We start from the raw sequence: 26,045 nt of genomic DNA on the forward strand, positions 1-26,045 counted from the left end.
TGACCCTCTACAAAGAACACATTATCTTTTACGTTAATTGTAGAGGATTAGATCATAATTTCTATTAAATTTGACTAATTAATAATAGAAGACCAAATATTAATGTCAGCCCTAAAGCTATTTTTCCACCTTCCGCTTCATAAGTATGAATAGACAGTTCGGCGGTATTTTGGGCTTTCTTTCTTAATGCCACCACCATTGCTAATGGAATAAAAATAGCCAAGAAAACAAGAATTACACCAGCATAACCAAGCACCGATAAAAACTGATCCGCTGCAAGACTTGCACCTAGTAACGGTAAAATAAACGTGCTGACATAAGTCACTATCTTATTATGCGAAATCATATCTTTATTTTGATTATAAAGTGCCATTGCTACACCCAAAAATGATGTCAACAAAGCAAGAGAAGTGAAGATTGAAAGAATTATTTCAATGTATTCATTTTTCGCACTAAATGTTTGAATTAGATCTGAAATATTAGAAAAGTGAGTCAACTCATCAGCATTTAGGTTTCCAACAACTGCATACAACCAAACTAAATAACAAATTAACGGAATGATAGAACCCAAAATAATCATATTTCTTAGCTGTTTACTTGTGGCTTCTTTATTGTAAGCAACAAGTGATGGGATCACCGGCATTGAAGCAAAGCTAGTAAACAAGATAGTACTTGTGTTGAATAACATTCCAGTATCAGTGTTAGTTACCTGTATTAAATTATCTGATGAAATGCCAGGAACTAATATCACCAAGGTAATCGCAAGCATTGAAACCATAAACAAAAACAAAACACGGTTTAGTTTATCGATAATTTGAGTACCACAAACGACAAATACACTCGCTACTAATGTGAAACCAATTTGTGCCGTTTCTATACTCATCTCAATAGCGAACATTGAGAATATACGCTTAATTAAGTCAGCTGCGCCTAAAATATAAGCAATCAACATACAAATAAGCAGCAAATAAAATAAGGCATTAGTAATAATCTGCCCACCTTTACCCAGTGTTCTATTTGCAACGGTATTAATACCAAATGCTAACTCAGTTTTTGAACACGCCTCTGTTAGTAATAGTGCTGAGTAAGTTGTTCCCGCACAAATAACTAACATTAACAAAGTGCTATAAAATAATCCAAATTGCGCCAATACCATTGGAATAGCTAGCATTCCAGCGCCAAGAGCGGTACCTGAAAGGATTAATGCACTGCCAAATAATTTAAAATTCATCGTGTATTCTTATTTCATGAAAATGATTACTCATAAAAGAGTAAAGTATGCGCCCTATCTGTAACATAGGGCACAAATATATTAGCTTTAAAATAGGTGACTAAATAATTTGAGAAACCAATAAAAAAGTACCAAAAACAAAAGAGAAAATAAGCATTGTAGCTCCACCTTCTGCGACGTAACTTCTGTCTTGATTTTCCACTTGTCTTAGCTTAACAACCATACCTAAAGGAACAAAAACCGCTAAGAACACTAAGATAATACCTGCATAGCTTAATACAGATAAAAACTGATCTGCGGCAAAAACGGCACCCAATAAAGGTAAGATAAAGCTGATCACATATGTCACTACTTTATTTTGTTTAAACGTATCTTCATTTTGAGTAAACAAAGCCATCGCTACACCTAAGAAAGACGTTAATAATGCAAGGCCAGTGAAACTAGAAAGTACAGCATTAATAAATGCATGATCAGCACTAAATACTGAAATCAATTCTGACACATTAGAGAAATGCGTAATTTGCTCAGGAGTTAAATTACCTACCACCGCATATAACCATACTAAGTAACACACCAATGGGATCGCAGAACCAACAATAACCATGTTTCTCAACTGTTTTGGTGTCGCTTCATTGTTATATGACACTAATGATGGGATCACGACCATAAAGCCAAAACTAGTAAAGATAATTGCACTGGTTTGAATTAATTCAGAACCACTTGAATTTGATACTTGAGTTAAGTTGTCTAATGAAATACCTGGAACTAAAAACACCAATGTAAGTAAAAGCATTAATAACATAACTGCAAAAAGGACGCGGTTTAACTTATCAATCACCGCAGTACCAGATGCCACAATTACACCCGCAATTAAAGTAAACGCAACTTGGCTTTGTACTAGAGATAAATCAAAACCAACATTGCGTAATAATTTATTCAATAGGTCCCCTGCCCCAAGGATATAAGCCATTAAGAGACAGATCAGTAAAGCATACAGCAAACCGTTAGTAACTAGCTGTCCTCCTTTACCTAAGCTTTTACGAGCGATGGTATTCATTCCTAAACCACCACCCACATTAATACTTGCTTCTAATAGTAATAAGGCAGCATATGTTGTACCAATAAAGATAAGTAACATTAGCGCAGTTCCCCACAGCAGGCCAAATTGAGCCAAAACCATAGGGATTGCAAGCATACCAGCACCCAGTGCGGTACCTGAAATAATAAGAGAGCTGCCGATTAATTTTAAATTCATAATTGTTCCTTCGTTTTTATTCGAGTTTGAACTTTAGTTCTAATTTATTTTTAGTTTTAGCTTTTCAAATTCAACGCGCGCAAAAATACACCACAAATGAGGGCAAACGGTTGAAGTTAGAGCTGATTAATTACGAATAAAAACGGAGAAATCGAAAATACGAGAGAAAGCGAAACGCAAGAAACTGAGACGAAAGGAAGCGTGAAGAGGTAATTGCTGTCGATGTAGAGCAAGTCGCGTGTGGTGAACCTTCTGTAGGCTCTAACAATGGGCCTGATGTTAATTGAAAAATCATGTGTACATCCTAATTAGTCACATTCCATTTTATAAGAACGTCAGTAAATCCTTTACTGACCGAACTACCAATATAGTAGCCCGATCCATTCTATATAATGAGGCTTTCAATGCAACCCTTTAAAGTACAAGTTTTTCCTATACCTCTTTCTCAACAAGGTTATTTATCCATTTCTTACTTTTTAAACGGTAGATGCAAGCAAACCATTTAAACAATGTCTCCAAAAAGAATAGGCTATATACGATTTCAGCAGGATAGCCAAAATAGACCGCACCTAATGCAGCAATTGGAATACCGAAGAACCATTGAGTAAGCATATCTTGATATAGACAAAACTTTACATCCCCACCCGCTCTTAAAATACCAACAACTAATGTTGTAGGAATCGAGCGAAGCATTATACCAACACACAAAATCGACAAGAAAGTATCGGCTAGCTCTCTGGTATCGGCGGTTAATGCAGTAAATAGGTTTAAAATAGCTTCTTTTGAAAAATAGAGTGTTATTGATACCATTAAGGTAACAAGAAACCCAACGATCATCATTAATATCGCTTGGTAATATACCTTGTCATATTCTTTCGCACCAATATGATTACCAACTAGCACCCCAGAAGCATTAGCAATACCCATTAAAAAGCTTAGAGAAACCGCTTCAATAGGGGTCACAACAGCAAATGCAGCTAAACCTTCCGTTCCTGTTTGTCCCATAATGGCGGTATAAGCGAATAGCCCACCAGCCCATAAAAGAAAGTTGGTTGTTGTTGGGATAGCTAAACGAATGAATGGCGTTATCTTATCTAAACTGGCACTAGAGATAATGTCAGCTAGGGTGAATCTTAAAAGATGCTTTTGATAAACCAAGTAACCATAAAAGAGAGTAATTTCAATAAGAGAGCTGATTACTGTCGCAATCGCAGCCCCTTTGATCCCCAACGAAGGAAAACTTAAGTGACCAAAAATTAATACCCAATTAAATAAGATATTGCAAACAATACCTATCGCACTAAAAAAAGTGCTGACACCGGGCTTTTGAATGGAGCGAAAGCTAGCACCTAAGCTAGCGCTAAAGGCTATGGCTAGCATACTCCAACTGGTAATTCGTATATATTCAGCACCTAACTCAATAACGGTAGAGTCTGATGACGCTAATCGCATGACCATCTCAGCACTAAACTGCAAAATAACAATAATAATAAACGCGCCAACTGTTGAAGTTAACCACGTTAATGCTGTGGTTTCACGTAAGCCTTTATTATCTTTAGCTCCCCAGTGCTGAGCTGCTAACAATGCTCCTGTCGTTGCTACACCCGTTAATATAATCGTGGTAAAAAAGATAGCTCTACTGGCTACACCAACCGCAGCAATGTCAGCCTCTGAAAGTTGCCCAAGCATAAAAACGTCAATTAAACTTTTGCTGGATAATAAAATGCTTTGGAGGGTAATCGGAATAGCAATCAAAAATAGACGGCGAAAAAAGTCACCATTAGCATGATTATAAACGTTATTAATTAAACTTAGATTTGTTACTCTCACTTTGCATCTTTACCACTTAATTCAAGTTGTAAATTAAGAATATCAAAAACAGCAACAGCACTCATTAATAGGTACGAAAATAGTTAAGTCAGCTACAACAAAAAGAAACCTAACTAAAGTATTACTTTGCTGGCTGACTTTTAACTTTAAAATGACAAGTAAAGGTAATTTAACTTATTTCAAATACTTAACGTGAGCTTCCATTTCTTCACCTATCTCTTTACGCATATTCATTAGTCGGATCGCTGATTCACGCAAATGAATATCTTCATCCGTTTGAGGGATCCACTCTGGTACTTCTGTTGGCTTGCCATTTTCATCAACGGCAACCATGATAACAATACAATGAGTTGTTAATCTGTTTTCAAGCTCTTTAGGATCACTGGCTTGAACATCAATAGCAATATGCATTGATGACTTTCCGGTATAAATAACCTTACCCGTCACTTCAACAAGATTACCGACATGAATAGGCTGAACAAATCGAATACCACCAGCATAAGCCGTAATACAATATTTACCACTCCACCCAGCTGAACAAGCATAAGCAGCTAAATCGACCCATTTCATTACTGCACCACCATGAACCTTACCACCAAAGTTCACATCCCCTGGTTCAGCAAGAAAACGTAATGTCACTTCGCGTTTATTCTTTCCCATTCTTACTTCCTTTTAATCTGTATTATCATTTTTATAATAATGTAACGAGCAACAAACTTAACTGACTTTTTTATATTGTTTTTCTAGTTCACTCACGCCTAAACCACTGCGTTTGGTGACTTTTATTTGTACTGGAATACGTTCTTTCATCGCTTCAATATGGCTGATCACTCCGATCATTTTTCCTGATGCATTTAAGTTATCTAACGCATCAAGCGCCATATCTAATGTTTCACTGTCTAGCGTACCAAACCCTTCATCTAAGAACAGTGAATCAATACTTGTTTTATGGCTTACTAAGTCAGAAAGTGCAAGTGCCAACGCCAAACTTACAAGGAAGCTCTCACCACCCGATAGTGTTTTAGTATCTCGTACAACGTCGCCTTGCCATGTATCGAGGACTTGAAGTTCTAAACCATCACTGGCTTTGCGTTTTAATTCGTAACGCCCATGCAAACGAGTAAGTTGTTTATTGGCTAAATATACTAAATTTTCTAACGTTAGCCCCTGAGCAAATTTACGGAATTTATCACCTTTTTGCGACCCAATTAATGAATGCAGATATTGAATATCATCGTATTCAGATTGATATGCTTCAATCGCTTCAAACAAGGCTTTTTGATTAGTTTTACGTTCACTATCTGAGCGTAATGCTTGAGCTATTTCACCCTCTCGCTTCACTAATGTTTCGGATTGAGATTTCACTTGAGCTAACTCAGCCTCAACGGTTTCTCTTGGTATTAATTGCCACTCAACGGCTTTGGGCTCTTGGTAATGTTGTTCTTTGGTTTGCTGTGCACTCTCTAGTAGAGCAATAGTTCGCTCAATCGCTTGTTGTATTTCTGTTTTTAAGCTTAGTAGCTGTTGGCGATCTTCTTCTGAAATCAACGCAGCTTGGAATAACTCAAGTGTTTCAAACGGACTGTGCGATAGTGCTTCTTTCCATACATCAGAACGCTCTGCTGATAGCCTTTTACTGCTTACATGATTCTCTTTAAGGTTATTTAGTTTGCCATCTAAAGCCGCAAGATCTTGCACCAATACGTGCAATTTCTGCTGTTCAACATCATAAGTTTGTTCTGAGGTATTCAACTTATCTGTCATTACAGAACGTGCAGTTTTGATATCTTGTGTTCCAAACAACTCAATACGTTTTTGCTGATGTTGTTGCAACTCACTCGCCAATCTTTGCACTTCAGTTTGAGAAACCTGCTGTTGAGAGTTTAGTTCTTTCAACTGTTCAGCTAAATGGCCTTGATCACTTTGCATTTTTTGCTGCTGTTGAAGCAATGCTTGACGATTTTCAACTTGTTGCTGAATTTGCTGTAAATCTTGCTTTTTTTGCACAAACCAAGATTGAATTTGAGTAAGATCAGGGGTAATAAACCCTGCTTGCTCAATCTCTGTGGTTAACTGTTGATTCAATTCTGTTTGATGTTGTTGTAATCGCATTAATTTTTGATTGTCATCTTGCAGTTGCTGAGTTGCTGCTTGGTATGATTGACGATCATAATTAAGATCTTTATTTAACGTATCGAGACGATGCTGAACTTGTTGTAATTGAGTTTGTTGAACTCGGTGCTTTTCATCTGCTTGGCGTAATTGTTTTATCTGCTCACTTAAAGTAAGTAACGACGCTTCACATTCAGTAATAAATTGAGTAATACCATTGGTATCTCCCAAAGCCAAAGTGAGTTGCGTTACTTCCATTAATGCTGACCATTGTTGCTTAGTCATTTTTGCCGTTTGTTGCCATTGAATTAATTGAGTTTGGGTGTGCTCTTGTTTTACTTTTAATGAATCTAGCTGCTCACGTACCGATTGACCTTGCTCTACAATCTCAACTCGCTTTTGTTCTGCCTCTTTTTTACGCTGTATCGTTACATTAATATCTAATGCTTGCGCTTTTTCTAGTAACGGATGATGCGTTGAACCACACAATGGACAATCATGATCTTTTTCTAATAGAGCACGATACTTAACGAGATCACCTTCTTGCTCAATTAGCGTCGTTAAATCTAAGATTTGCTGATCTTGCAGCTTACAGGCAATAACAAGTTCAGCACGCTGCGATTCTAATTTTATAATCGTGTAACTCTGCGTTTTTTGGTCTTCGCTTAACGTCTTTTGCTCTTTTTCAGCACGTAAAAACTCATTATTAGTATGATTCAACTCCACACGGTAATGATGACGAGTATTAAGTGCGTTGATTTGCTCTGTTAATTCCGTTTCAGTGCCTTTTTCTTGTTGCTGTTTAAATACAAGTTCAGCGCTTTTCGTTGCTTCTGTTTCATTATTTAATGTGCTTTGAATCTGCGTTAATTCCACATCTTTTTGACTTACACTCTCAAGTAAAGTCGCGACTATTTTATTAGCTTGCTCAATTTTATTCGCTAAAGATGCAGTGTCTTTATCTTGCTGTAAAATATAACTAACTTGAGCCTTCCATTGACCTAAATAACGCTCTAAATTCAAATCTGATTGATGCGTTTCTACATAGCTATTCAGTACTGCTAATTTAGACGTTAACTCTGTTAATGATACCTCTAATAGCTGTTGTTTATTACTACCATCTTGAAGACGAGTATTCACTTGCGTGAGTTGTTGCTGCTTTTCTTGCGATTGTTGAGTTAACTGTGCAATTGCAGTATCTAATGGTTGCACTGAATCATTAATCAATACTTCTAACGATTTACTCTCAACCTTAATGCTATCAAATACTTGTTTTAATTGCGTAACAGTTAACTCAATAGCCACTTTCTCAGTTGATGTTTTCTGATGTAATTGCTCAGTCAGTGTTAGCTCTTTTACGACACCATCAAAGCGAGTTTGCGCTTCTTGCCATAATTGATACGGTACGCGCAGTTTTTCTGCTGGCTCACTTTGTGCCAAACGATGTAGCTGAGTACGCGCTTCTTTTTGCTTATCTAACGCGAATTGGTTATTTTCAGTCGCTTGCTGCCACTGTTGTTGATTTTTCTCATCTGCAATCCACCACTCAACATGTGCTTGCCATTCTGCTAGTTGAGCTTGCTGTTGCTTTTGGTTCGTTTGCAACTCAACTTGCTCGTCGATTAATGCTTGCTTATCCTCTTCAGAAAGCAGCTCAACCCCTTCCGCTTTGGCTTTAAGCTCGGCTAATTTTTGTTTTGATACGCTGTAATGCTCATGCACTTTTTCTGAGATCTGACCGTAAATCTCAGTACCTGTCAGCTCTTCTAATAAACCGGCACGATCATTAGCATCGGCATTTAAAAACGCCGCAAATTGACCTTGAGAGAGCATCATTGATTTTGTAAATCGAGAGAAATCAAGACCAGTAATCGAGTTGATTAACTCATCTTTCTTTTTGACTTGTGTTGCTAATACTTTTTCAGAATCGACTTCTGCAAGCTCAACTGTGGCTGATTGTAAATTTCCGTCCACCTTGCCACGAGAACGACGTTGACTCCAAAACGCACGGTACGCTTTACCTTTCACTTCAAATTCCACTTCCGCAGAACACTCTGCCGTGCCACGTGTCATGATTTCATTGCTTGAGGTTGAAATACCACCAAGACGAGGTGTTTTATGATAAAGCGCTAAACAGATAGCATCTAAGATCGTCGTCTTACCCGCCCCTGTTGGACCGGTAATCGCAAACAGTCCATTTTCAGCAAAAGGAGATGCTGAGAAATCAATTTTCCACTCACCTTTTAATGAGTTCAAATTTGAAAAACTTAGGCTTAAAATTCTCATGCATCACCTTCTTGTAAATCGGTATCTTTGTGCTCTACTTCTGACAAAATCTGTTTAAATTTCATTGTCATTCTTTCTGCGCGTTGCTGCTCTTTCTCTGTCTCAAACGTCTCTTGCTCTATCCGCTTGGTAAATACATCAAAAGGCGTTAATTCTGCTAACGTTTCTGTTTTTTCTTGCGCTAAGGTTTGTTCGCTACGGTTTCTAGCACGACGCAGTTGCAACACTTCTACATTCAAATCTTGAGTTAACGTTTGGATACGTTGCTGTAAATCAGATAAATAATCTTGAACTTCTACTTCAATACACAACCATGTGGTTTCTTCGCACTCTTTAAATTGTGCTAACTCTTGCTCTATTGTCTCTAAATCGCCCTTTAATGCCTTCATTTGTTGAAACATAGGCACATTAATTTGAGAGATTTGAGTTACGCTTGCTTTATCAAACTCCACCATCACAACTTGTTTTTGAGATTTTAACTCATCAAAACTTAATGGGATTGGTGAGCCTGAATAACGAATATGATCAGATTTAGCCACAAGTTGAGGTCGGTGAATATGACCAAGCGCGATGTAATCTGCAGGCGGGAAACCATCAGCAGCAAAGCCATCCAATGTGCCAATGTAGATATCACGAACTGAATCTGATTGTTTAACACCTAGTGCCGTTAGGTGACCAGTAGCGATAATAGGTACATCAAGATCTAACTCAGATCTTAGTTCTAGCGCTTTTTGATACAGTTGATGATAATGTTGTTTAATCGCTTCGCCGAGTGCTTGTTGCTTCTCTACACCGGTTGAACCCGCCACACTAGTGACAACGTCACGTGGGCGTATAAACGGAACTGCACATAAAATAGCACCGACAGAACCGTCACAGTTTGGAAGTGTTAATAATTGAGTCGATAAATCATCATTAGTATTGGCAATTACTCGTGCGTTTAAATGTGCTAACAATTGTTTTGATTCATTGAGTGTCGACACAGAATCATGATTTCCACCAAGCACGATCAATTCGCAATTTACTTTGTTCATCTCCACCACAAATTGGTTATACATTTCACGCGCATAACTTGGTGGTGCACCCGTATCAAATACATCTCCGGCAATGATGACCGCATTAATGGCATTTTCTTGTACTTGTTCAAGTAGCCAGATAATGAATTTTTGGTGCTCATTACGGCGGCTTTTAGTGAAGAAGTTTTGACCTAGGTGCCAATCAGAAGTATGTAAAATACGCATAAATATCAACTTGTTTGATGGATAGAGAAGACGATACCCCTTTTATACCATCTGGGAGAGAAACTATGTACTTTTATAAGCTTTTAAACTTAAAACTATTAGCACGTGTTGACCTTACTTCATGCTGTTATACTTTGTTTAATAAACGTCAATTCCATCAATAATAACAACATGAGTATCTAATTTGCCATCTCCTGAAAGCCTAACGTTTACCACCATCAATATGTTCAACTTTGTTGAGCCGCCTAATGCGTATTACGATTTTGAAAATATACTCACTCAAGAGGAATGGCAGAAGAAACAGGGCTGGTTTAAGGATAAGATCACGGCGTTAAACTCTGATGTAATTGGATTTCAAGAAGTCTTTAGTCCAAGCGCTTTAGAGACTCTAGTTAACGAGCTGGGTTATTCATACTTTTCTACTGTCGATGAACCAAAGTCAGAAGATGGCTATGTATTTAATTCTCCTGTTGTTGCCTTTGCGTCGCGTTATCCTATTTTAAATTCTCAACCGGTTATTGCCAAGCAAGCTCAATTATCTCGGTTTGGGATTGAATTTGAATTTAATCGCGTACCTATCCATGCCTCTATTGAACTGCCTCATCTTGGAATTACTGACTGTTATGTAGTTCACTTCAAGTCTCAGCGCCCTAAAGAGCCAGAAGAAAGTGATGTAAAGGATGAACTCAATAGCTCTCCTCTTCATCAACTTCACGATGAACAGCTAGGCTCTTGGCTTTCGACTGTTCAGCGTGGATTAGAAGCGAATATCTTACATAATCATATAATTCAACAACGTAAAGAATCAAACCAACCCGTTATTATGATGGGCGATTTTAATAAACCTTTGTTTCATGATGAATTTAAAGGGCTACTGTCTCATGAGTTACGGTTTGATAAGTTCAGTACCGATTATTTAACTCGATTTCAGCTTAAAGACAGTTGGAATATTTACTGTGGATTAAAAGGCGCAGATTTATTGGAAGAGCGAGTAAGTACCCATTATTACGGAGCAAAAGGGTCTGTATTGGATTACATACTGCTGTCTAACGAGTTTGATAGTTCATTTTCGGGCAATATTTTAGAAGTTATTGATTACACAGTAACAGATCAGCACATTGTGAATCCAAGATTTGATATTGACCAATTCAGTACGGATCATGCGCTAGTTTCAATTACAGCCCGTATACGACAAGCATAAAAAAGACGTTTGATATCTTACCTATTTGGATAATATCAAACGCCTGATATTCAATATGAATATACCAGTGAAACTAAGCTAAACGCTCATCTGCAATTATTTTTCCATCTTTAATGTTGATAATGCGCTTTGTTCTCTGAGCTAGGGCATTATCGTGAGTTACAATAATTAAGGTTCGTCCTTCCTGATGCAGTTCATTAAAGAGCGCTTCTATGTCTGCCCCTGACTTTGAATCCAAAGCCCCTGTTGGTTCATCAGCCAATATAATTTGAGGATCATTAACTAAAGCTCTCGCAATCGCAACACGCTGTTTTTGCCCACCAGATAGCTGATTCGGTTTATGATTCATCCTATCACCTAGCCCAACTCGCTCTAGTAGAGCTGCCGCTTTCTTTTTCCTTTCTGCGGATTTAACTCCACGATAAACCAAAGGTAATGCTACATTCTCAAGTGCACTCGCATACTCTAATAAATTAAAGCTTTGAAATACAAAACCAATGCTCTGATTTCGTATTCCTGCTAGCTGGTGACTACTCAAGGCTGATACATCTTTACTATCCAGATAATATTCACCCATTGTCGGGGTATCTAAACAACCTAGCATATTCATCAAGGTTGATTTTCCAGATCCTGATGGCCCTAAAATCGAAAGAAATTCCCCTTTTTTAATTGAGAGAGATACGCAATCCAAAGCTCGAACTTCTTCTTCTCCGCTCTTATAATGCTTGCTAATATCACGCAACATTACTAAGTCTTCAGATCCAGATATAGCTGTATTGTTATTACTATTCACTTTGTAATGCCTCTAATGGGGTTATTCCTGCGGCTCTATTTGCGGGGAACCAAGCGGCTAAGATACCGACAAATCCTAAAGCAAATATAACTAAACCAACAATAGGTAAAGAGAGTTCTGGTTTTGGCTGGCCTAGTTGATCATACAAACCATTTCCAGTCAAAGGGAGCGTTTGCATTAATACAATCAACAGATAAGTTAAGCTTAAACCCAACATACCTCCAAGGCTCATAGTAAACAATGATTGTGTTAAATAGTGTAGACGTATGGTTGTTGGAGTTGCCCCAATTGCCATTCTGACACCAATATCTTTAGTCGCTCGTTTAACTGTGGCGTACATTACATTTGCAATCCCAATCCCTGCGACCCCCAAGGTAACTAAACCAATAATGCCTAAAAAACTTTGTAAACCAATTAAAAATTGTCGCATGGTTTTTTGTCTTAATAACATATCTTGAACTTGAACCAATTGGTCATCTTCAATGCTTGCACCATACTTTCTGGCAATCACTTGTTTAACTGTTTTCGCAACTTGTATGCGATCTGCACTCGCTATTGGCTCTATATTAATGGCAGAAATGGCACTGTTTTGATGAAAACGCTTCCAAGTAGTAAACGGTACAAAAAGAGACTCATTAAGTGGTATACCTTGCTCTATATTTGCACTACTGCGCTTAATTAAACCAATGACGGTAAACTCTTCACTGCCTACTTTTACTTTTTTACCAACCGGATCAACCTCTAATTTCGGGGTATTAATCCAATCAAAGTCATCCGACTCATTGAATAAAGAAATAGCGGCGCTTTCACCTAATATAATCACTTTACGCTGTTCTTTGATATCTAAAGGATTAAACCATCGCCCTCCTGGTACTATTTTTAAGCCAGTTAATGCTTGATAGCCAGGGAATACGGCAAGTGGGTTTTGCCAAGTCCGATGATCTTTATAACTTGCACGTTCATCCCAAATAGCACTTGGTTGAGCATGCTTTACACTTGGTAAGGCTTTTATTACATCTAAGTCTTCCGATTTAATCTGCAATTCTTTACCTGTGTAGAAATTGCCTGAATTTATAGTGGCATAACCTCCGGTAAGGTAGATTAACTTCCCATTCCCATTCTCTGAGCTTCGGATCAACCCCTGACGTAAGCCTTCACCGGCAGCAAGCATGGTGGCTATACATAATGTCGCCCATGCAACTGCTAAGATAGTTAAACTCAAACGTACTTTCTCAGCAGCCATTTCTTGAAATATTTGTCTCATTGGCAACAGCATTATCAAGCCCTCGCACTTAAGGCAATTACAGGAAGTAAGTTCGATGCTCGACGTGCAGGAAAGTACGCGGCTAACAATGCAAATACTGCCGTTACTCCTAATGATATTTTAATGGCATCGAGTGTGATCATTGGTTCGCCAAGCCATTCAGGCATACCAATCATATTTAATAGCATGACTATGCCATAGGAGAACATAACTCCAATGACGGTTCCGCACACAACGAGGATCCCTCCTTCTATTAAAAATTGGCCTAAAATATTATTAGGTGTTGCACCTATCGCAAGTCGAACTCCAATTTCTCTAGTTCGTTCAGTTACTGATAAAAACATTATATTTGCAACACCTAGTGAGCCAACAGCTAGAGTCATGGCACCACTTGCTCCTAAGAACAGTTGAATACCCCTTAATAGTTTTTTAAAAAATTCAGCTTCTTGTCCAAAGTCAGGCATATACATCGCATCTTTATCATTAGGATCAAAATGTTGCTGATTAGCAAAAAATGACAATATACTCTTTCTTAATAGCAAACCAGAAACACCTTCAACAGGAGAAATAAGCAACATATTCGGTTTACTTTTCCATAAATCAGTAAAGGTTGTACTTGGGATCATTGCTTGACTAGCATCATCATTTAATGAAATCCCACCTTCATTTTTCTTTGTAATACCAATAACGTTAAAAGGGATACCATTAATATTTAAAGAGCTTCCTATATGTAAAGAACCTATCTCTGCTAACTGCCAACCAACCAAGGCAACACGGTTATGATTAACCAAATCACTACGGTTAATTTGTCGTGAACCCTTGTTTAGTTTCACATTTCGCAATTCAATAAATTGATCATCGATACCAGTAACATTACCGGGTAAAGAGCGACCTTGATTATCCGTAACGCTAGCATCCCATTTACCATATATCACTGATATATTCTCAATCGCGGGGTGATGAAGCATTTGGCGAGCTTCTACTTCAGAAGGCAAGATCAATCTTCTCACGGGCCTTCCTTTCCACTCCTTGGTAGTTTGTCCTGGAAACACTATCTGAGTATCACTCATTAATAGGGCAAAAGATTTTGTATTTGTCTGATAGAACCCCTCACCAAGAGCAACTAAAACCAAAACTGAAATAATGCCCCATACAATTGCGAGGATAGCCAGAAAGCTTCTCAAACGATGAGCCAATAAGGTCTGTATCGTTTGAGATAATAAAGCTATCATGATTGCAATGCCTGTGAAATCAAGGCTATGGTTTCATTATCTAATTTACCAACAGACTTAAGTAAAGAAATACGATATTGCCAATATTGATAAAGCAATGACTGCAAAGTATTTTTACTGCTAAACAAACGATTATGTGCATCAATAACATCAGATGCTTCAGCCATACCTGCCTTATAAATCGCTTGTTTACTTTTTAACACTAGTTCTCTCGACGCAACTTGTTTCTCTGCCATTTCAACACGTTGCCAATTCAACGAGAGCTGAGTATATCGGTTAGAAATGGTACTTTTTATTCCGATCTCTACCGCTCGAACATCTTGTCTAGCACGATGAACTTTTAACTTAGCACGATCAACACTGGCTGCTGTTGAACCATTTAAATCAAGAGGTAAACTCAAGTTTAAATTTGCATTCAATTCATCATCTGAGTGGGTACTGTCGCTATATCCCACAGACCCTGTAATCGTAGGGTAATAACCTGTTTTAGCCTGCTCTGTCTCCAACTCTGCAATTCGAATACTTTGTTTTGCCGCTAATAATTCAGGGCTATGATTACTTGCTAATTTCAGCCACTCTTGTTTACTGTTCACTATCAATTTCGGCGGTGATAAGTTAGTAGTCTTAATTTCATCAACTTGAGTAGGTTCCATATTGATTAACCCAATCAAACTAGCTTTTTTATCTTCAACTCGTGAGCGACTCGCTAATATCTCTGCTTCTTCATCAAGATGGTTAGATCGCATATCCTCCAACTCAACAGATTGAATTTTCCCAGCTTTGTAACGTAGCTCAATGATACGTAACATTTTTGTGCCTTCATCAAACTTTTGCTGTGCTAAACGGAGGTCACCTTGAGATTGGGCAAGGTCAAGATATACATTAATTAATCGTTCAGCTAACTCATTATGACTCTGTTTTACTTTCAATTGAGAAGCTAATAATGAGGCTTGAGATTGATCAAGTACTGACCATTTGCTGCTATCCCAAATGGTTTGATTTAGCCTAATTCCGTAATTATTGGTATTATCACTACCTTCATTCCAAGTAGAACCTGCAGTAATCTCTGCACTCGGAAGTAGAGCACTTCTACTTGAGCGTATTTCAGTTTCACTTATTTTTTCATCTAATTGTGACTGTAAATACGTTGGGTCATATTGCTTTGTCGCTTGCCATGCATCTTCAATAGTTAACGCATAACTCATCGTACTTACGCTATTAACCATAAGACTAAAAGAAAGAAGGCGAAGAGCATTTTTTGCTGAGGATTTATCACGCATTTGGTTCACCCATCATCATACTCATATCAACAATCTCTTCACCCTCAGCTAATCCAGAAAGTACTTCTACCATGACTCCATCAGATAAACCGAGTGTCACCGCTTTAGGTGAATAACCATTTTCACTCTCATCAATAACCCAAACCTCTGGCTCATCTCCATTAAATTGTAATGAACGCTCTGGGATAGTGATTACATTGATTGATTGTTGAAGAATAATTTGAGCCGTTGCTGAAAAACCTGAACGAATAGTGATGTTCTTTGGAAATTGGATCTGACCAACTTCAACTTGAAAACCATTATCAAAGCTTTGTGAGCTGTTGGTGGTTGTTAAGTTTAATGTCTCTGACTGCACTGCAACTTTACTTAATTCTCCTGACATCACAATATCTGGATATGGAGCTAAAATAACGGTTACTGGAGTTCCAACAGTTAATTGAGCTGCATCATGCTCACTAACACTGCCTTTAAAAATAATATCGCTCATATCTGCAATCGACATCATCTCCGTCGCTTCTTGATTCGATACTGTAGATATAATGGGCTCACCAATTTCAACTTTCAAATTTAGTATAGTACCGTTAATTGGCGCGACAATTGTTGAGTTCAATTTAGAATTACCAACAGAAGACTCTCCACTACGGATAAGATCAAGATTTTGTCTTTTTTGCTGTACATCTGCCTTGCTAGATTTCACATCAGATTTAGCTTGAATATATTCTCCATAATTTTTAGGAATAATATTTTGCTCAATTAATTGGTTAAGGTTCTCTAGCTTTTTCTGCGCTGATTCTAGTGTTGCTTCACTTTGCATTAAATCCGTATTTGCTAGCATTAATGCAGCTGGCGTTGGGTTTGGTCGAACTTTAATTAATGGTGTATTAGCGGTAACGACCTCACCAACTTGATGATATATTTCTCCAACAATTCCATCTATTTGCGATTTGATTGAAATGGAATGAGCAGGAACAACATGACCTACAGCTACTGCTTTCTTCTCAACAGAGCCAAGAGAAGCAACCACAAACGGTAATGCCTCATTTTGTACTGCTGCTTGTGTTGAAAAATAATACCCTGCTCCGGCAATAGATGTAGATAATAAAGCCATAAAGAGCCAACGCTTTTTCATAATGAATTCCATATAAAAACTGAATGATAATATTAATAAACATAGGACAAGCAGAGGTTTATTATGTTCAATCCAACTATAATAATATATTTTTTATAAAATTAAATGTATGGATTTGTATAGATTTGTATTTATACCAACCTGAAATAAGCCAGTGGCGAGATAATTACGTAAAAGATTTGATTAAAATAAGAAACAAAAAAGGCGTCTAAGTATATAGACGCCTTTCATCATTTAACGAATATACGTTAATTATTCACCGCGGTAAGTACAACCTGCAGTACATGTTTCTTTAATTTCTATTTTGCTTAGTAATGGAAGGTTCGGTTTTACTTCGTTCCAAATCCATTTAGCTAATACTTCACTTGTTGGGTTTTCTAACCCTTCAATATCGTTTAAGTAGTAGTGATCAAGACGATCATACGTTGGTTTAAATGCCGCTTTAATTTCAGAGAAATCAATAACCCAACCAGTATGTTGGTCTACTTCACCTTCAACATACAAACGAACTAAAAAAGAGTGACCATGAAGACGACCACATTTATGACCTTCTGGTACATGTGGTAAATGGTGTGCTGCTTCAAACATGAAGTCTTTATATAGTTCAGTTGTCATTAGTTAAAATCTCTATTACCTATATTATGAAGCTAGGATAGTACTCTACTTCCCTACTAAACAACAAGACTCGTGGTAGTTAAGTTCATACAACCTAACCATATTGATGTTTTTTTCGACGAATTTATAACGAAAATTGATTCTTATCCTGAATTTTTATCTTTATCGCATAACAACACTTGAAGCTATTAATAAGAAAGGTAATATGTCTACCTTGAAATAAAAAATATTCGTGCATGTAGCACAACAATGGAGAATGTAATTAACATGACTTACGCGCCTGTAACAGACGTATTAAGCGGTAAACTAGCGGTAGACAGTGAAGTAACTGTTCGCGGTTGGATCCGTTCACGTCGCGACTCGAAAGCTGGAATCTCATTTCTAGCTATTTATGACGGTTCTTGTTTCGATCCGATTCAGGCCGTAGTTCCTAATGACTTAAATAATTACAATGAAGAAGTCCTAAAACTAACAACAGGTTGTTCTGTTGAAGTAACAGGTACTATCGTTGCTTCTCCTGCTAAAGGCCAAGATTTCGAACTTGCTGCAACGGCAGTAAAAGTGGTTGGTTTAGTTGAAGACCCAGATACTTACCCAATGGCGAAAACTCGTCACTCAATTGAGTATTTACGAGAAGTTGCTCACCTTCGCCCACGTACTAACGTGATTGGCGCGGTTGCACGTGTTCGTAACTGTCTGTCTCAAGCTATTCACCGTTTCTACCACGAGCAAGGTTACTTATGGATGTCTGCACCACTAATCACATCATCTGATGCTGAAGGTGCTGGTGAGATGTTCCGTGTATCAACACTTGATCACAACAATCTACCTTTAGATGACAAAGGCAATGTTGATTACGACAAAGATTTCTTTGGTAAAGAAACATTCCTTACAGTATCTGGTCAATTAAATGCAGAAACTTACGCTTGTGCATTAAGCAAAGTTTACACATTTGGCCCGACTTTCCGTGCTGAAAACTCACACACAAGTCGCCACCTAGCTGAATTCTGGATGGTTGAACCTGAAGTTGCTTTTGCTGACCTAGATGACGTTGCGAAACTGGCTGAAGACATGCTTAAGTATGTATTCGAAGCGGTTCTTGCTGAACGTCGTGATGATCTAGAATTCTTTGCTTCTCGCATTGATAAAGAAGCAATCACTCGTCTAGAGCAATTTGTTAGCTCTGATTTTGCACAAGTTGATTACACTGACGCAATCCAAATCCTTATCGACTCTGGTAAGAAATTTGAATTCGACGTTGAGTGGGGCATCGATATGTCTTCTGAGCATGAACGTTACCTTGCTGAAGAGCATTTCAAAGCACCAGTTATCGTTAAAAACTACCCGAAAGACATCAAAGCATTCTACATGCGTCAAAATGACGATGGTAAAACAGTTGCTGCGATGGACGTTCTTGCACCTGGTATTGGTGAGATCATCGGTGGTTCTCAACGTGAAGAGCGTTTAGATGTTCTTGATGCACGTATGATTGAAATGGGTATCGACCCTGAACACATGACTTGGTACCGCGATTTACGTCGTTACGGTACTGTACCTCACGCTGGCTTCGGTCTTGGCTTTGAGCGTCTAGTGTCTTACGTAACTGGTATGGGCAACGTTCGTGACGTTATTCCGTTCCCACGTACTCCACGTTCAGCTAACTTCTAATTAGCTCTATCTCAATTGAGATAAGTAATCTAGAAGAAAGAAATACAAAAATGGCGACCAATGCGGTCGCCATTTTTTTAACTATATATTTAGGTATAATTACCAGAAACGAACTCGACCAGTATCAATATGAACAAAGTTACTACCAGGATAATACCCTACTCCGCCCGCTTTTAATGATAAAGCTGCTTTTCTTACTTCCGCTAATGGCACGCCTTCTAAACGGAAATCCATTGCTCGGCCTAACATATGCAAACTTTTCTTCGCTACGCCACCATGTGATTTACCACGCAGCATTTCATTCGTTGCCGGAGAACGATAACCTGAAATAATTTGCACTTGGGTATCACAACCAATGACTTTTTGAATAGCAGAAAGCTGATCAAAAAGCCCTGTATCCATAGAAATACTTTCATTTCGGCGAAAATCACGACATAAGTGATTCAATTTAACTAATTCTGAGTTCTGATATTGTCGTCCATTGAAATACTCAGTCTCTAACTCTTCCCCAGTATGCAAATTATTTAACGCTAATTTACGTGGTGATTCTTCAAATTGTGATGCGAAAGATAACGTAGGAAAAAGACTTAAACCAACAGTAGCAGCGCCACCAAGAAGGATTTTACGGCGTAATGGACTAAATTCAGACATGCAGTAAACAGCTCACTTATAAATAGATCAATCAATAACTGAGCGCAAAGATACACACTTAACCAGTATCGGTCAAATAATGAACAGATCTATTTATATGTTACTTCTGAAAAAGAACAGCTTACTTATTGAGCAGAAAGAGAATTATAAGTATTTATTCATTTTGTAAAAAGTACGTCAATTTTTAGATTTACTCCATTCATCGTAATTATAGATATCATTTCTGAATTGAATTATGTTTTTGTCATCTATCCATGTCGTTTGATAAGTTGTATAAACGGCTATTTTTTGCTCTAAACCAACAGAATTTGTTTTTGGTAATCGATTATAGTTTTCATAATCTGTCGCAGTATAATCTGACTCTTCCATCAAAAGTTGTGCAAACTCTGATGCTTTCTCGACTCGAATACAACCTGAACTATAAGCTCTATGTTGTTTTTTAAATAACGATCTTGAGGGAGTGTCATGCAAGTAAATCGAGTTCTTATTAGGGGTATTAAATTTATATTTTCCTAATGCATTTGTTCCCCCTGGTTTTTGTCTTAACTTATAAGGAAAATTCTCAGCTGTCATTTCTTCCCATTTAATATTGTCAAAAGGTATTACGTTATTACTTAACCATGACGGGAGTACTTCAAAATTATGCTCTGTAAGATACTCTTTATCATCAAATGCTTTAGGCAATATATCTTCCCTCATGATCTTAGTCGGTACTTTCCATTTTGGATTAAAAACAATCGAATCTAATCGAGTGGTAAATAAAGGCGTTCTTCTGGCTGGTTTACCTACGATCACTTTACTTTTAAAAATTAATTCACCTTCTTGAAAGTACCCCATTTCATAAGACGGTATGTTTACCAATACAAACCGATTACTCTTTTCTTCCCACAGTCGTAATCGCTGAATATTAAGCGCAATAATCCGAACTCTTTCATTTGCACTCATGTTTAACCAGTAAAGTGTTCTCTCCCCAATAATGCCATCTGCAACCAAACCATGCCTTTCTTGAAAGCCTTTAACTACCCTAACTAACTCTTCGTTGTATATACGACTATCTTTCTTCAGGAAATACTGAAGTTGCCTTTTATTTAGATCACCTGAAATATTCAACCTGTAAACCAATGACTTATAAGGTATAACTTGGTTTGGTTTGAGCAAGCGGGTTACTTCAAGTTTAGGTGCTTCTTGATGATAAGGATCATAATATAAATACAAACGTTCATATAAATCTAAATATTGCTCAGATTGCGGCTGTAGTGTAATAACCAATTGATATAAATTGTTTTTTTGAAAATGCTGATTTATTGTATTTATAGCAAGTGCTGATGGTTGGCCAATATTCCCATCTAACCTTCCGCCAAACAGCCACTTAATACCATGCGTTGAAATTAGTTCTTTATATACAGAGAAATACAATAATGTATCTGTTGCTAAAATATCAAACTCTAGCCCTTTAGTTTGTTGAAGAAGATCATATCGTTTTTGAAGATCATCGTTCACATCAGCTAATACAAGTAAACCTAGCTGATTTTTTAACTGTCTTCTGTCTTTAACTAATTGCCATTTGAGTTGTGAATAAGGATAAAAGCTAGCCACGAGTTCAGGATAGAATAACTGGGATTGATATTCTTTAATGTAATTATTTACGCTGCTGGACGCATAAACACCGAAAGACACATGCATTAACAAAGCAATAAGTAATATATTGAATCTACCCATGAAATCCCCTAATAAAAATACGCCAGTACTTTTATACTAGTCTTCAATAGGTGAATATCAAGTTAACCTCTAGTAATTAAAAACCAAAAAAAGAGCCGAATAATCGACTCTTTAAATTCATCAAAGACATAAAACTATGTCTATTATTGAACGACTTCACCACTTTCAATAACGGTTTCACGTACTATTTTTGTAAACTCAATCACTTCTTGGCGAATTTTATCTTCATCAACCGTCAGCATTTCACGATCTTTCATCAAGATATTACCATCAACAATTGTATGACGAACATTGCCTGAATTTGCAGAGTAAACCAATGCTGAATATGGGTTATATACTGGCAACATATTAGGTGCCTTAGTATCAACAACAATAATATCTGCTAGCTTACCCACTTCAATAGAACCAATTTTGTCTTCCATATGAAGCGCTTTAGCTGCACCCATCGTTGCCATATCAATAACTTTAATTGGAGGCATAGCTGCGCGATCTTTATTTACTAACTTATGAACTTTAGCAACTTGGTTAAACTCATCAATAATACTTAATGTATTACCAGACATTGGACCATCAGTACCTAAACCAATACGTACATTTTCATCATACATTTTAAGAGCAGGAGAAACGCCTTTGGCTGATTTGATGTTAGCACTCATGTTATGCGCAACACCCATATCTGATTCTTTTACTAATTCAATATCTTTATCATCAATAAGAATCATATGCGCACCAATAAGGTTTTTATTAAGCGCACCAATACTATGCATATATTCTACTGGAGACATTCCGTTAGCACGCTCAGCGATGACTTCTTCTTCGCGATGAGATTCAGCTAAGTGGATCATAACAGGAACGTCTAGCTCTAATGATAGTTTCGCAATTTTTTGTAGCGTCTCAGTTGTATTTGTATATGGTGCGTGAGGAGCAAACGCTGGTGTGATACGAGGATGATCTTTATATTCTTCGATAAAGTTTAGGGCGTACTGAATCCCCTCATCTGCATTTGCGGCATCAGCAACAGGGAATTTAATAACACTTTCACCTAAAATTGCACGCATACCAATTTTGTCGACCGTCTTTGCAACTTCGTCTTCAAAGTAATACATATCCGCATAAGTGGTTACCCCACCCTTAACCATCTCAACATTACCTAGGTTAGCACCAATACGAACCATGTCGCGTGACACTAATTTTTTCTCTAAAGGGAAGATATAACGGTGTAAACGATCAGGAACATCATCGCCTAATGAACGAAAAACAGTCATTGAGGCATGAGTATGTGTATTAATTAAACCGGGTAAAACAATATCTCCGTCCACATCTAACATGGTTTTCGCTGTGTAGTTTTTTGCGATGCTTTGATCACCAACAGCAACAATTTTATTACCTTTAATTGCAACAACGCCATTTTCGAATGTTTGTTTAGACTCATTCATTGTTAATAGCGTTGCATCAGTAATCAACAAATCAACCTGCTGAGCTGCAAGCGCTGAAAAAGTGACAAAAGTATTTGCTGCAATAGCCACTGCTAATAAGGTCTTTTTTAAATACATGGACTGACTCGCAAAAAGTAAGAATAATTCGCAGGGATGGTATACGTTAATATTTTTTAATCAAGCGAATTGTCATTAGGTATACGTAACATTCGTTCAAAGTAGTGATCAATCTCATATTTCCTGAAATCCAATACTCATTACGAATATAAAATAACAACATGGTAAACCGCAAACGATACCTAGTTAAGTATTTGGTTTTAATAAACTATAAATGTTAAATCAATCAATAAAATCGCACAATATATCCAAAACCACTAACAATCCATTGCTTTTATCCCTTTTATTTATATTAACAATATGTAAACATTCTGTTGATTTCTCAGTTAATAGAGAAACATTACAAGGACTCACCTATTAGTGAGCACAATATTCTGGAGAACAGGTACATTATGAAAAAGTCACTTTCAAGTAGAATTTTTATAGGTTTATTCGCTGGCCTATTAATCGGTACAGCTATTCAATACATGTTTAATGGTGTTGCGTTTTTTGACTCGTTTCTTTTAGGAGCAGCAGAAGGCGTTGGCGGGATGTTTGTTTCACTGATCAAACTACTCGTAGTTCCACTGGTTTATGTTTCGATCGTTTGCGGTATCGTTGAACTAAAAGACATTGCTTCATTTGGTCGCCTTGGTGGTAAAACTTTTGCTCTTTACCTTATTAACACCATCATCGCGATTGCTGCAGCACTAACTGTAGGTATGATATTTGCTCCTGGTGCTGATGCTAATTTAGCAGGTACTGTTGTGGCTGGCTCTGTAGAGCTAAAAGCCACTGAAACCCCAGATATCTTCTCTCTTATTACAAATATCGTCCCTAGTAACCCAGTAGAAGCTTTCGCTAGTGGAGATATGCTACAAATTATCTTCATGGCTATCTTAACCGGTCTTGCGATTCAAGCGCTTGATCACCGTGGCGGCCCTGCAATTAAAACATTTAAAGTTGCCAATGAAATCATGATGAAGCTAATCAGCTTAGTAATGAGTCTTGCTCCTTATGGTGTATTTGCACTAATGATTCAATTAGGTGCGACATTAAACGCAAATACATTAATGTCTGTTGCTGGTTATGTGGCTCTTGTTATTGCAATGCTTACTTTCTGGATTTTTGTTTTCTATCCAATAATGGTTGGCTTAACAACAGGGATCTCTCCAAAAACATTCTTACGTGCGGTACGTGAGCAAATTTTATTCTCGCTATCAACAGCAAGTTCAAATGCAACGATCCCAGTAACAATGCGTACATTAACAGACAAATTAAATGTATCTAAATCTGTAGCTGGTTTTGGTGTTCCGCTAGGTGCAACCATGAACATGTCTGGTGTATCTATTTATATCGCACTGGCTGCTATTTTTGTTGCTAATGCATTCGGTCAACCAATTAACTCTGCAGACCTATTCACTTTAGGCTTTACGATTCTATTGTTATCAATTGGTGCTGGTGGTGTTCCAGGTGGCGGTGTCGTTATGGTCGGTGTTATTTTACATCAACTAGGTCTTCCACCAGAAGGTTTAGCTATTGTTGCTGCGGTTGATCGTATTAACGATATGTTCTGTACTTCTTCTAACGTTGTTGGTGATACAGCAGTAAATACAATTGTTGCAAAATCAGAAGGTGAAGTTGGTAAAGTTGAGTCAATAGATGAGGAAGTCTTTACTGAAAAAGTAAACGGCTAGTTCTATATTTAGTATTAATATCAATAAAAAGAGAGAGCTACCCATGCTCTCTCTTTATATTCGGACATAAAGCATTTATAATACGTCTACATTTTTTTCACATCTTTTGAGCTATGAAGCCTTATTTCTTTACCGCTTTACTTTTTCTTTTTCTATCACCTTTTAAAAGTAACGCTGAATCCCTTTCTCTTTATTCCATGAATACAGGTTCATTCCTCTATCACTTGGTACCTTACGATCCTGACTCTCATCAATACTTTGGTAATGAGTACTTTTCCATAGAACGTAAATTTTCTGAAGATTCAGATTACAGCTTTATGTTAGGTACTTTTCTAAATAGCCAAGCTAATCGTTGTATGCTAATTGGTGTACGAAAAGATTGGTATCAAGTAAGTGATAACGTAGTCATAAAAGGGGTTTACTCTTATGCTGGTGAGTTCTTTGTTGATGCATTTGAAAACTGTGGTGATGGCGGGATTTATAAAACCTCAAAAGAAAAATTCGGTGTTGCCTTCGCTCCTTACATCTACCATGCCGCGCAATACAATCTAACTGACTATTTTGGGGTTGAGGCTGGTTTTATTCTTCCTGGTATCCTCGTAATGAGTATGCAATGGAGTTTCTAACTTAACCACTACTCTATTTATTGTGTAACTAACAAGTATAAAAAAACCACGACTCATTAACTGATGATCGTGGTTTTTTATTCGAATGAAGAAAAGCTTACTCGCTTTCGTTTTCTACCGCTTCTTCACCACGTAGATCTTGCTGAACGCCTTGTAAAAAGTTACGTAGAACTTGGTCTTTACAAATGCGGTAATGTTTATGATCTGGTTTACGGAAAAATGCACTAAGTTCGTGCTTGCTTAGACGGAAGTTTACTAACTTCATTAAGTCTAACACTTCATCTGCTTTTAAATTCAAAGCGATCTGTAGCTTTTTAAGAATGATGTTATTCGTTAGCTTTTGCTCTGGCTTTGGTTGTTCGCCTTCACGCTTGCCACGTTTATCATTAATTAAACCATTTAGAAACGTTGCTAATTGAACATCTTGACAACTCTTATAGTCTTTATCGTCATCCGCTTTTAACCAGTTACATACTTCTTCACGAGTTACTTTAAGATCAGCAGCACCAAACAGTGCGATCATTTTTGTATCGTCAAAATCAAAAGTATAGCGAATGCGTCGTAGAACGTCGTTATTAGTCAAGGTAGATCCTAAATGTCTTAATTTAAATTAGGGGCAGACTATAACTCTTAATGCCCATAGGTAAAAGATTTATGTGATCTTCAAACATAAAAAACCCGAG

Annotated in this window: 20 protein-coding genes; 4 read left to right on the forward strand and 16 right to left on the reverse strand. The window is 37.4% G+C overall.

Annotated features, from left to right (window positions below; genetic code table 11):
• Nucleotides 1-64 precede the first annotated feature (64 nt).
• The 6 genes from BTO23_RS05920 to sbcD form a co-directional block, all read right to left on the reverse strand.
• A complete protein-coding gene (locus BTO23_RS05920) occupies nt 65-1,231 on the reverse strand; it encodes an amino acid permease (RefSeq protein WP_060990800.1) in 1,167 nt (388 codons plus the stop codon).
• Nucleotides 1,232-1,331: 100 nt separating this feature from the next.
• Nucleotides 1,332-2,486 (reverse strand): amino acid permease, encoded by a 1,155-nt coding sequence (locus BTO23_RS05925; RefSeq protein ID WP_060990799.1) that lies wholly within the window; start codon nt 2,484-2,486, stop codon nt 1,332-1,334.
• Nucleotides 2,487-2,918: 432 nt separating this feature from the next.
• On the reverse strand, nt 2,919-4,316 hold the full coding sequence (locus BTO23_RS05930) for an MATE family efflux transporter (RefSeq protein WP_105063153.1): 1,398 nt from the start codon (nt 4,314-4,316) through the stop codon (nt 2,919-2,921).
• 174 nt (nt 4,317-4,490) lie between these two features.
• Nucleotides 4,491-4,976 carry an acyl-CoA thioesterase gene (locus BTO23_RS05935; protein ID WP_060990797.1) on the reverse strand — a complete coding sequence of 162 codons (486 nt, stop codon included), beginning with the start codon at nt 4,974-4,976 and terminating at the stop codon, nt 4,491-4,493.
• Between the two features lie 57 nt (nt 4,977-5,033).
• Nucleotides 5,034-8,714 carry an AAA family ATPase gene (locus BTO23_RS05940; protein ID WP_105063154.1) on the reverse strand — a complete coding sequence of 1,227 codons (3,681 nt, stop codon included), beginning with the start codon at nt 8,712-8,714 and terminating at the stop codon, nt 5,034-5,036.
• Nucleotides 8,711-9,955: an exonuclease subunit SbcD gene (sbcD, locus tag BTO23_RS05945; protein ID WP_105063155.1), complete on the reverse strand. Its 1,245-nt coding sequence runs from the start codon at nt 9,953-9,955 to the stop codon at nt 8,711-8,713. The genes BTO23_RS05940 and sbcD overlap by 4 nt, the downstream gene beginning before the upstream one ends.
• 223 nt (nt 9,956-10,178) lie before the next feature.
• Here sbcD and BTO23_RS05950 point away from each other — a divergent pair, with 223 nt between their 5' ends.
• A complete protein-coding gene (locus BTO23_RS05950; RefSeq protein WP_105063524.1) occupies nt 10,179-11,156 on the forward strand; it encodes an endonuclease/exonuclease/phosphatase family protein in 978 nt (325 codons plus the stop codon).
• A gap of 73 nt (nt 11,157-11,229) precedes the next feature.
• Here the strand turns inward: BTO23_RS05950 and BTO23_RS05955 are convergent, their stop codons facing one another.
• The 6 genes from BTO23_RS05955 to queD all read right to left on the reverse strand — a co-directional run bounded on the left by BTO23_RS05955 (nt 11,230) and on the right by queD (nt 17,469).
• The gene (locus BTO23_RS05955) at nt 11,230-11,901 is read right to left on the reverse strand and encodes an ABC transporter ATP-binding protein (RefSeq protein ID WP_045103290.1); all 672 of its coding nucleotides are present in this window, start codon (nt 11,899-11,901) and stop codon (nt 11,230-11,232) included.
• 40 nt (nt 11,902-11,941) lie between these two features.
• Complete coding sequence (locus BTO23_RS05960) at nt 11,942-13,225, reverse strand: ABC transporter permease (protein WP_045101885.1); 1,284 nt, start codon at nt 13,223-13,225, stop codon at nt 11,942-11,944.
• A 2-nt stretch (nt 13,226-13,227) separates the two neighbouring features.
• Complete coding sequence (locus tag BTO23_RS05965; protein WP_105063156.1) at nt 13,228-14,445, reverse strand: ABC transporter permease; 1,218 nt, start codon at nt 14,443-14,445, stop codon at nt 13,228-13,230.
• Entirely contained in the window at nt 14,442-15,725 is a 1,284-nt protein-coding gene (locus tag BTO23_RS05970) for a TolC family protein (protein ID WP_105063157.1), read from the reverse strand. Before BTO23_RS05970 ends, BTO23_RS05965 begins: the two co-directional genes overlap by 4 nt.
• Nucleotides 15,718-16,866 carry an efflux RND transporter periplasmic adaptor subunit gene (locus BTO23_RS05975; protein WP_045101883.1) on the reverse strand — a complete coding sequence of 383 codons (1,149 nt, stop codon included), beginning with the start codon at nt 16,864-16,866 and terminating at the stop codon, nt 15,718-15,720. The genes BTO23_RS05970 and BTO23_RS05975 overlap by 8 nt, the downstream gene beginning before the upstream one ends.
• 240 nt (nt 16,867-17,106) lie before the next feature.
• A complete protein-coding gene (queD, locus tag BTO23_RS05980; protein WP_045101882.1) occupies nt 17,107-17,469 on the reverse strand; it encodes a 6-carboxytetrahydropterin synthase QueD in 363 nt (120 codons plus the stop codon).
• Nucleotides 17,470-17,736: 267 nt separating this feature from the next.
• Between queD and asnS the strand changes: the two genes are divergently transcribed.
• Complete coding sequence (gene asnS, locus BTO23_RS05985; protein ID WP_105063158.1) at nt 17,737-19,137, forward strand: asparagine--tRNA ligase; 1,401 nt, start codon at nt 17,737-17,739, stop codon at nt 19,135-19,137.
• A gap of 99 nt (nt 19,138-19,236) precedes the next feature.
• On the opposite strand, the gene mepK is transcribed toward asnS, so the two are convergent.
• The 3 genes from mepK to BTO23_RS06000 form a co-directional block, all read right to left on the reverse strand.
• Complete coding sequence (gene mepK / locus BTO23_RS05990) at nt 19,237-19,788, reverse strand: peptidoglycan L,D-endopeptidase MepK (protein ID WP_060990791.1); 552 nt, start codon at nt 19,786-19,788, stop codon at nt 19,237-19,239.
• Between the two features lie 177 nt (nt 19,789-19,965).
• Nucleotides 19,966-21,507 (reverse strand): L,D-transpeptidase family protein, encoded by a 1,542-nt coding sequence (locus BTO23_RS05995; RefSeq protein WP_060990790.1) that lies wholly within the window; start codon nt 21,505-21,507, stop codon nt 19,966-19,968.
• Between the two features lie 143 nt (nt 21,508-21,650).
• The gene (locus BTO23_RS06000) at nt 21,651-23,060 is read right to left on the reverse strand and encodes an amidohydrolase (protein WP_105063159.1); all 1,410 of its coding nucleotides are present in this window, start codon (nt 23,058-23,060) and stop codon (nt 21,651-21,653) included.
• A gap of 392 nt (nt 23,061-23,452) precedes the next feature.
• On the opposite strand from BTO23_RS06000, the gene BTO23_RS06005 reads away from it, so the two are divergent.
• Nucleotides 23,453-24,736 (forward strand): dicarboxylate/amino acid:cation symporter, encoded by a 1,284-nt coding sequence (locus BTO23_RS06005; protein WP_061002231.1) that lies wholly within the window; start codon nt 23,453-23,455, stop codon nt 24,734-24,736.
• Between the two features lie 113 nt (nt 24,737-24,849).
• Complete coding sequence (locus BTO23_RS06010; RefSeq protein ID WP_060990787.1) at nt 24,850-25,362, forward strand: hypothetical protein; 513 nt, start codon at nt 24,850-24,852, stop codon at nt 25,360-25,362.
• A 97-nt stretch (nt 25,363-25,459) separates the two neighbouring features.
• Here BTO23_RS06010 and BTO23_RS06015 read toward each other — a convergent pair whose 3' ends face one another.
• A complete protein-coding gene (locus tag BTO23_RS06015; protein ID WP_060990786.1) occupies nt 25,460-25,945 on the reverse strand; it encodes a YehS family protein in 486 nt (161 codons plus the stop codon).
• Nucleotides 25,946-26,045: the final 100 nt, after the last annotated feature.

The organism is Aliivibrio sifiae, from assembly GCF_002954715.1.
Lineage (GTDB): Bacteria > Pseudomonadota > Gammaproteobacteria > Enterobacterales > Vibrionaceae > Aliivibrio > Aliivibrio sifiae.

Bases quoted from the DNA above. Each gene is read 5' to 3' on its own strand.
- BTO23_RS05920 (WP_060990800.1), bottom strand. From the start codon at position 1,231: ATGAATTTTAAATTATTTGGCAGTGCATTAATCCTTTCAGGTACCGCT.
- BTO23_RS05925 (WP_060990799.1), bottom strand. From the start codon at position 2,486: ATGAATTTAAAATTAATCGGCAGCTCTCTTATTATTTCAGGTACCGCA.
- BTO23_RS05935 (WP_060990797.1), bottom strand. From the start codon at position 4,976: ATGGGAAAGAATAAACGCGAAGTGACATTACGTTTTCTTGCTGAACCA.
- BTO23_RS05940 (WP_105063154.1), bottom strand. From the start codon at position 8,714: ATGAGAATTTTAAGCCTAAGTTTTTCAAATTTGAACTCATTAAAAGGT.
- sbcD (WP_105063155.1), bottom strand. From the start codon at position 9,955: ATGCGTATTTTACATACTTCTGATTGGCACCTAGGTCAAAACTTCTTC.
- BTO23_RS05950 (WP_105063524.1), top strand. From the start codon at position 10,179: ATGTTCAACTTTGTTGAGCCGCCTAATGCGTATTACGATTTTGAAAAT.
- BTO23_RS05955 (WP_045103290.1), bottom strand. From the start codon at position 11,901: ATGTTGCGTGATATTAGCAAGCATTATAAGAGCGGAGAAGAAGAAGTT.
- BTO23_RS05960 (WP_045101885.1), bottom strand. From the start codon at position 13,225: ATGCTGTTGCCAATGAGACAAATATTTCAAGAAATGGCTGCTGAGAAA.
- BTO23_RS05965 (WP_105063156.1), bottom strand. From the start codon at position 14,445: ATGATAGCTTTATTATCTCAAACGATACAGACCTTATTGGCTCATCGT.
- BTO23_RS05970 (WP_105063157.1), bottom strand. From the start codon at position 15,725: ATGCGTGATAAATCCTCAGCAAAAAATGCTCTTCGCCTTCTTTCTTTT.
- BTO23_RS05975 (WP_045101883.1), bottom strand. From the start codon at position 16,866: ATGGAATTCATTATGAAAAAGCGTTGGCTCTTTATGGCTTTATTATCT.
- queD (WP_045101882.1), bottom strand. From the start codon at position 17,469: ATGACAACTGAACTATATAAAGACTTCATGTTTGAAGCAGCACACCAT.
- asnS (WP_105063158.1), top strand. From the start codon at position 17,737: ATGACTTACGCGCCTGTAACAGACGTATTAAGCGGTAAACTAGCGGTA.
- mepK (WP_060990791.1), bottom strand. From the start codon at position 19,788: ATGTCTGAATTTAGTCCATTACGCCGTAAAATCCTTCTTGGTGGCGCT.
- BTO23_RS05995 (WP_060990790.1), bottom strand. From the start codon at position 21,507: ATGGGTAGATTCAATATATTACTTATTGCTTTGTTAATGCATGTGTCT.
- BTO23_RS06000 (WP_105063159.1), bottom strand. From the start codon at position 23,060: ATGTATTTAAAAAAGACCTTATTAGCAGTGGCTATTGCAGCAAATACT.
- BTO23_RS06005 (WP_061002231.1), top strand. From the start codon at position 23,453: ATGAAAAAGTCACTTTCAAGTAGAATTTTTATAGGTTTATTCGCTGGC.
- BTO23_RS06010 (WP_060990787.1), top strand. From the start codon at position 24,850: ATGAAGCCTTATTTCTTTACCGCTTTACTTTTTCTTTTTCTATCACCT.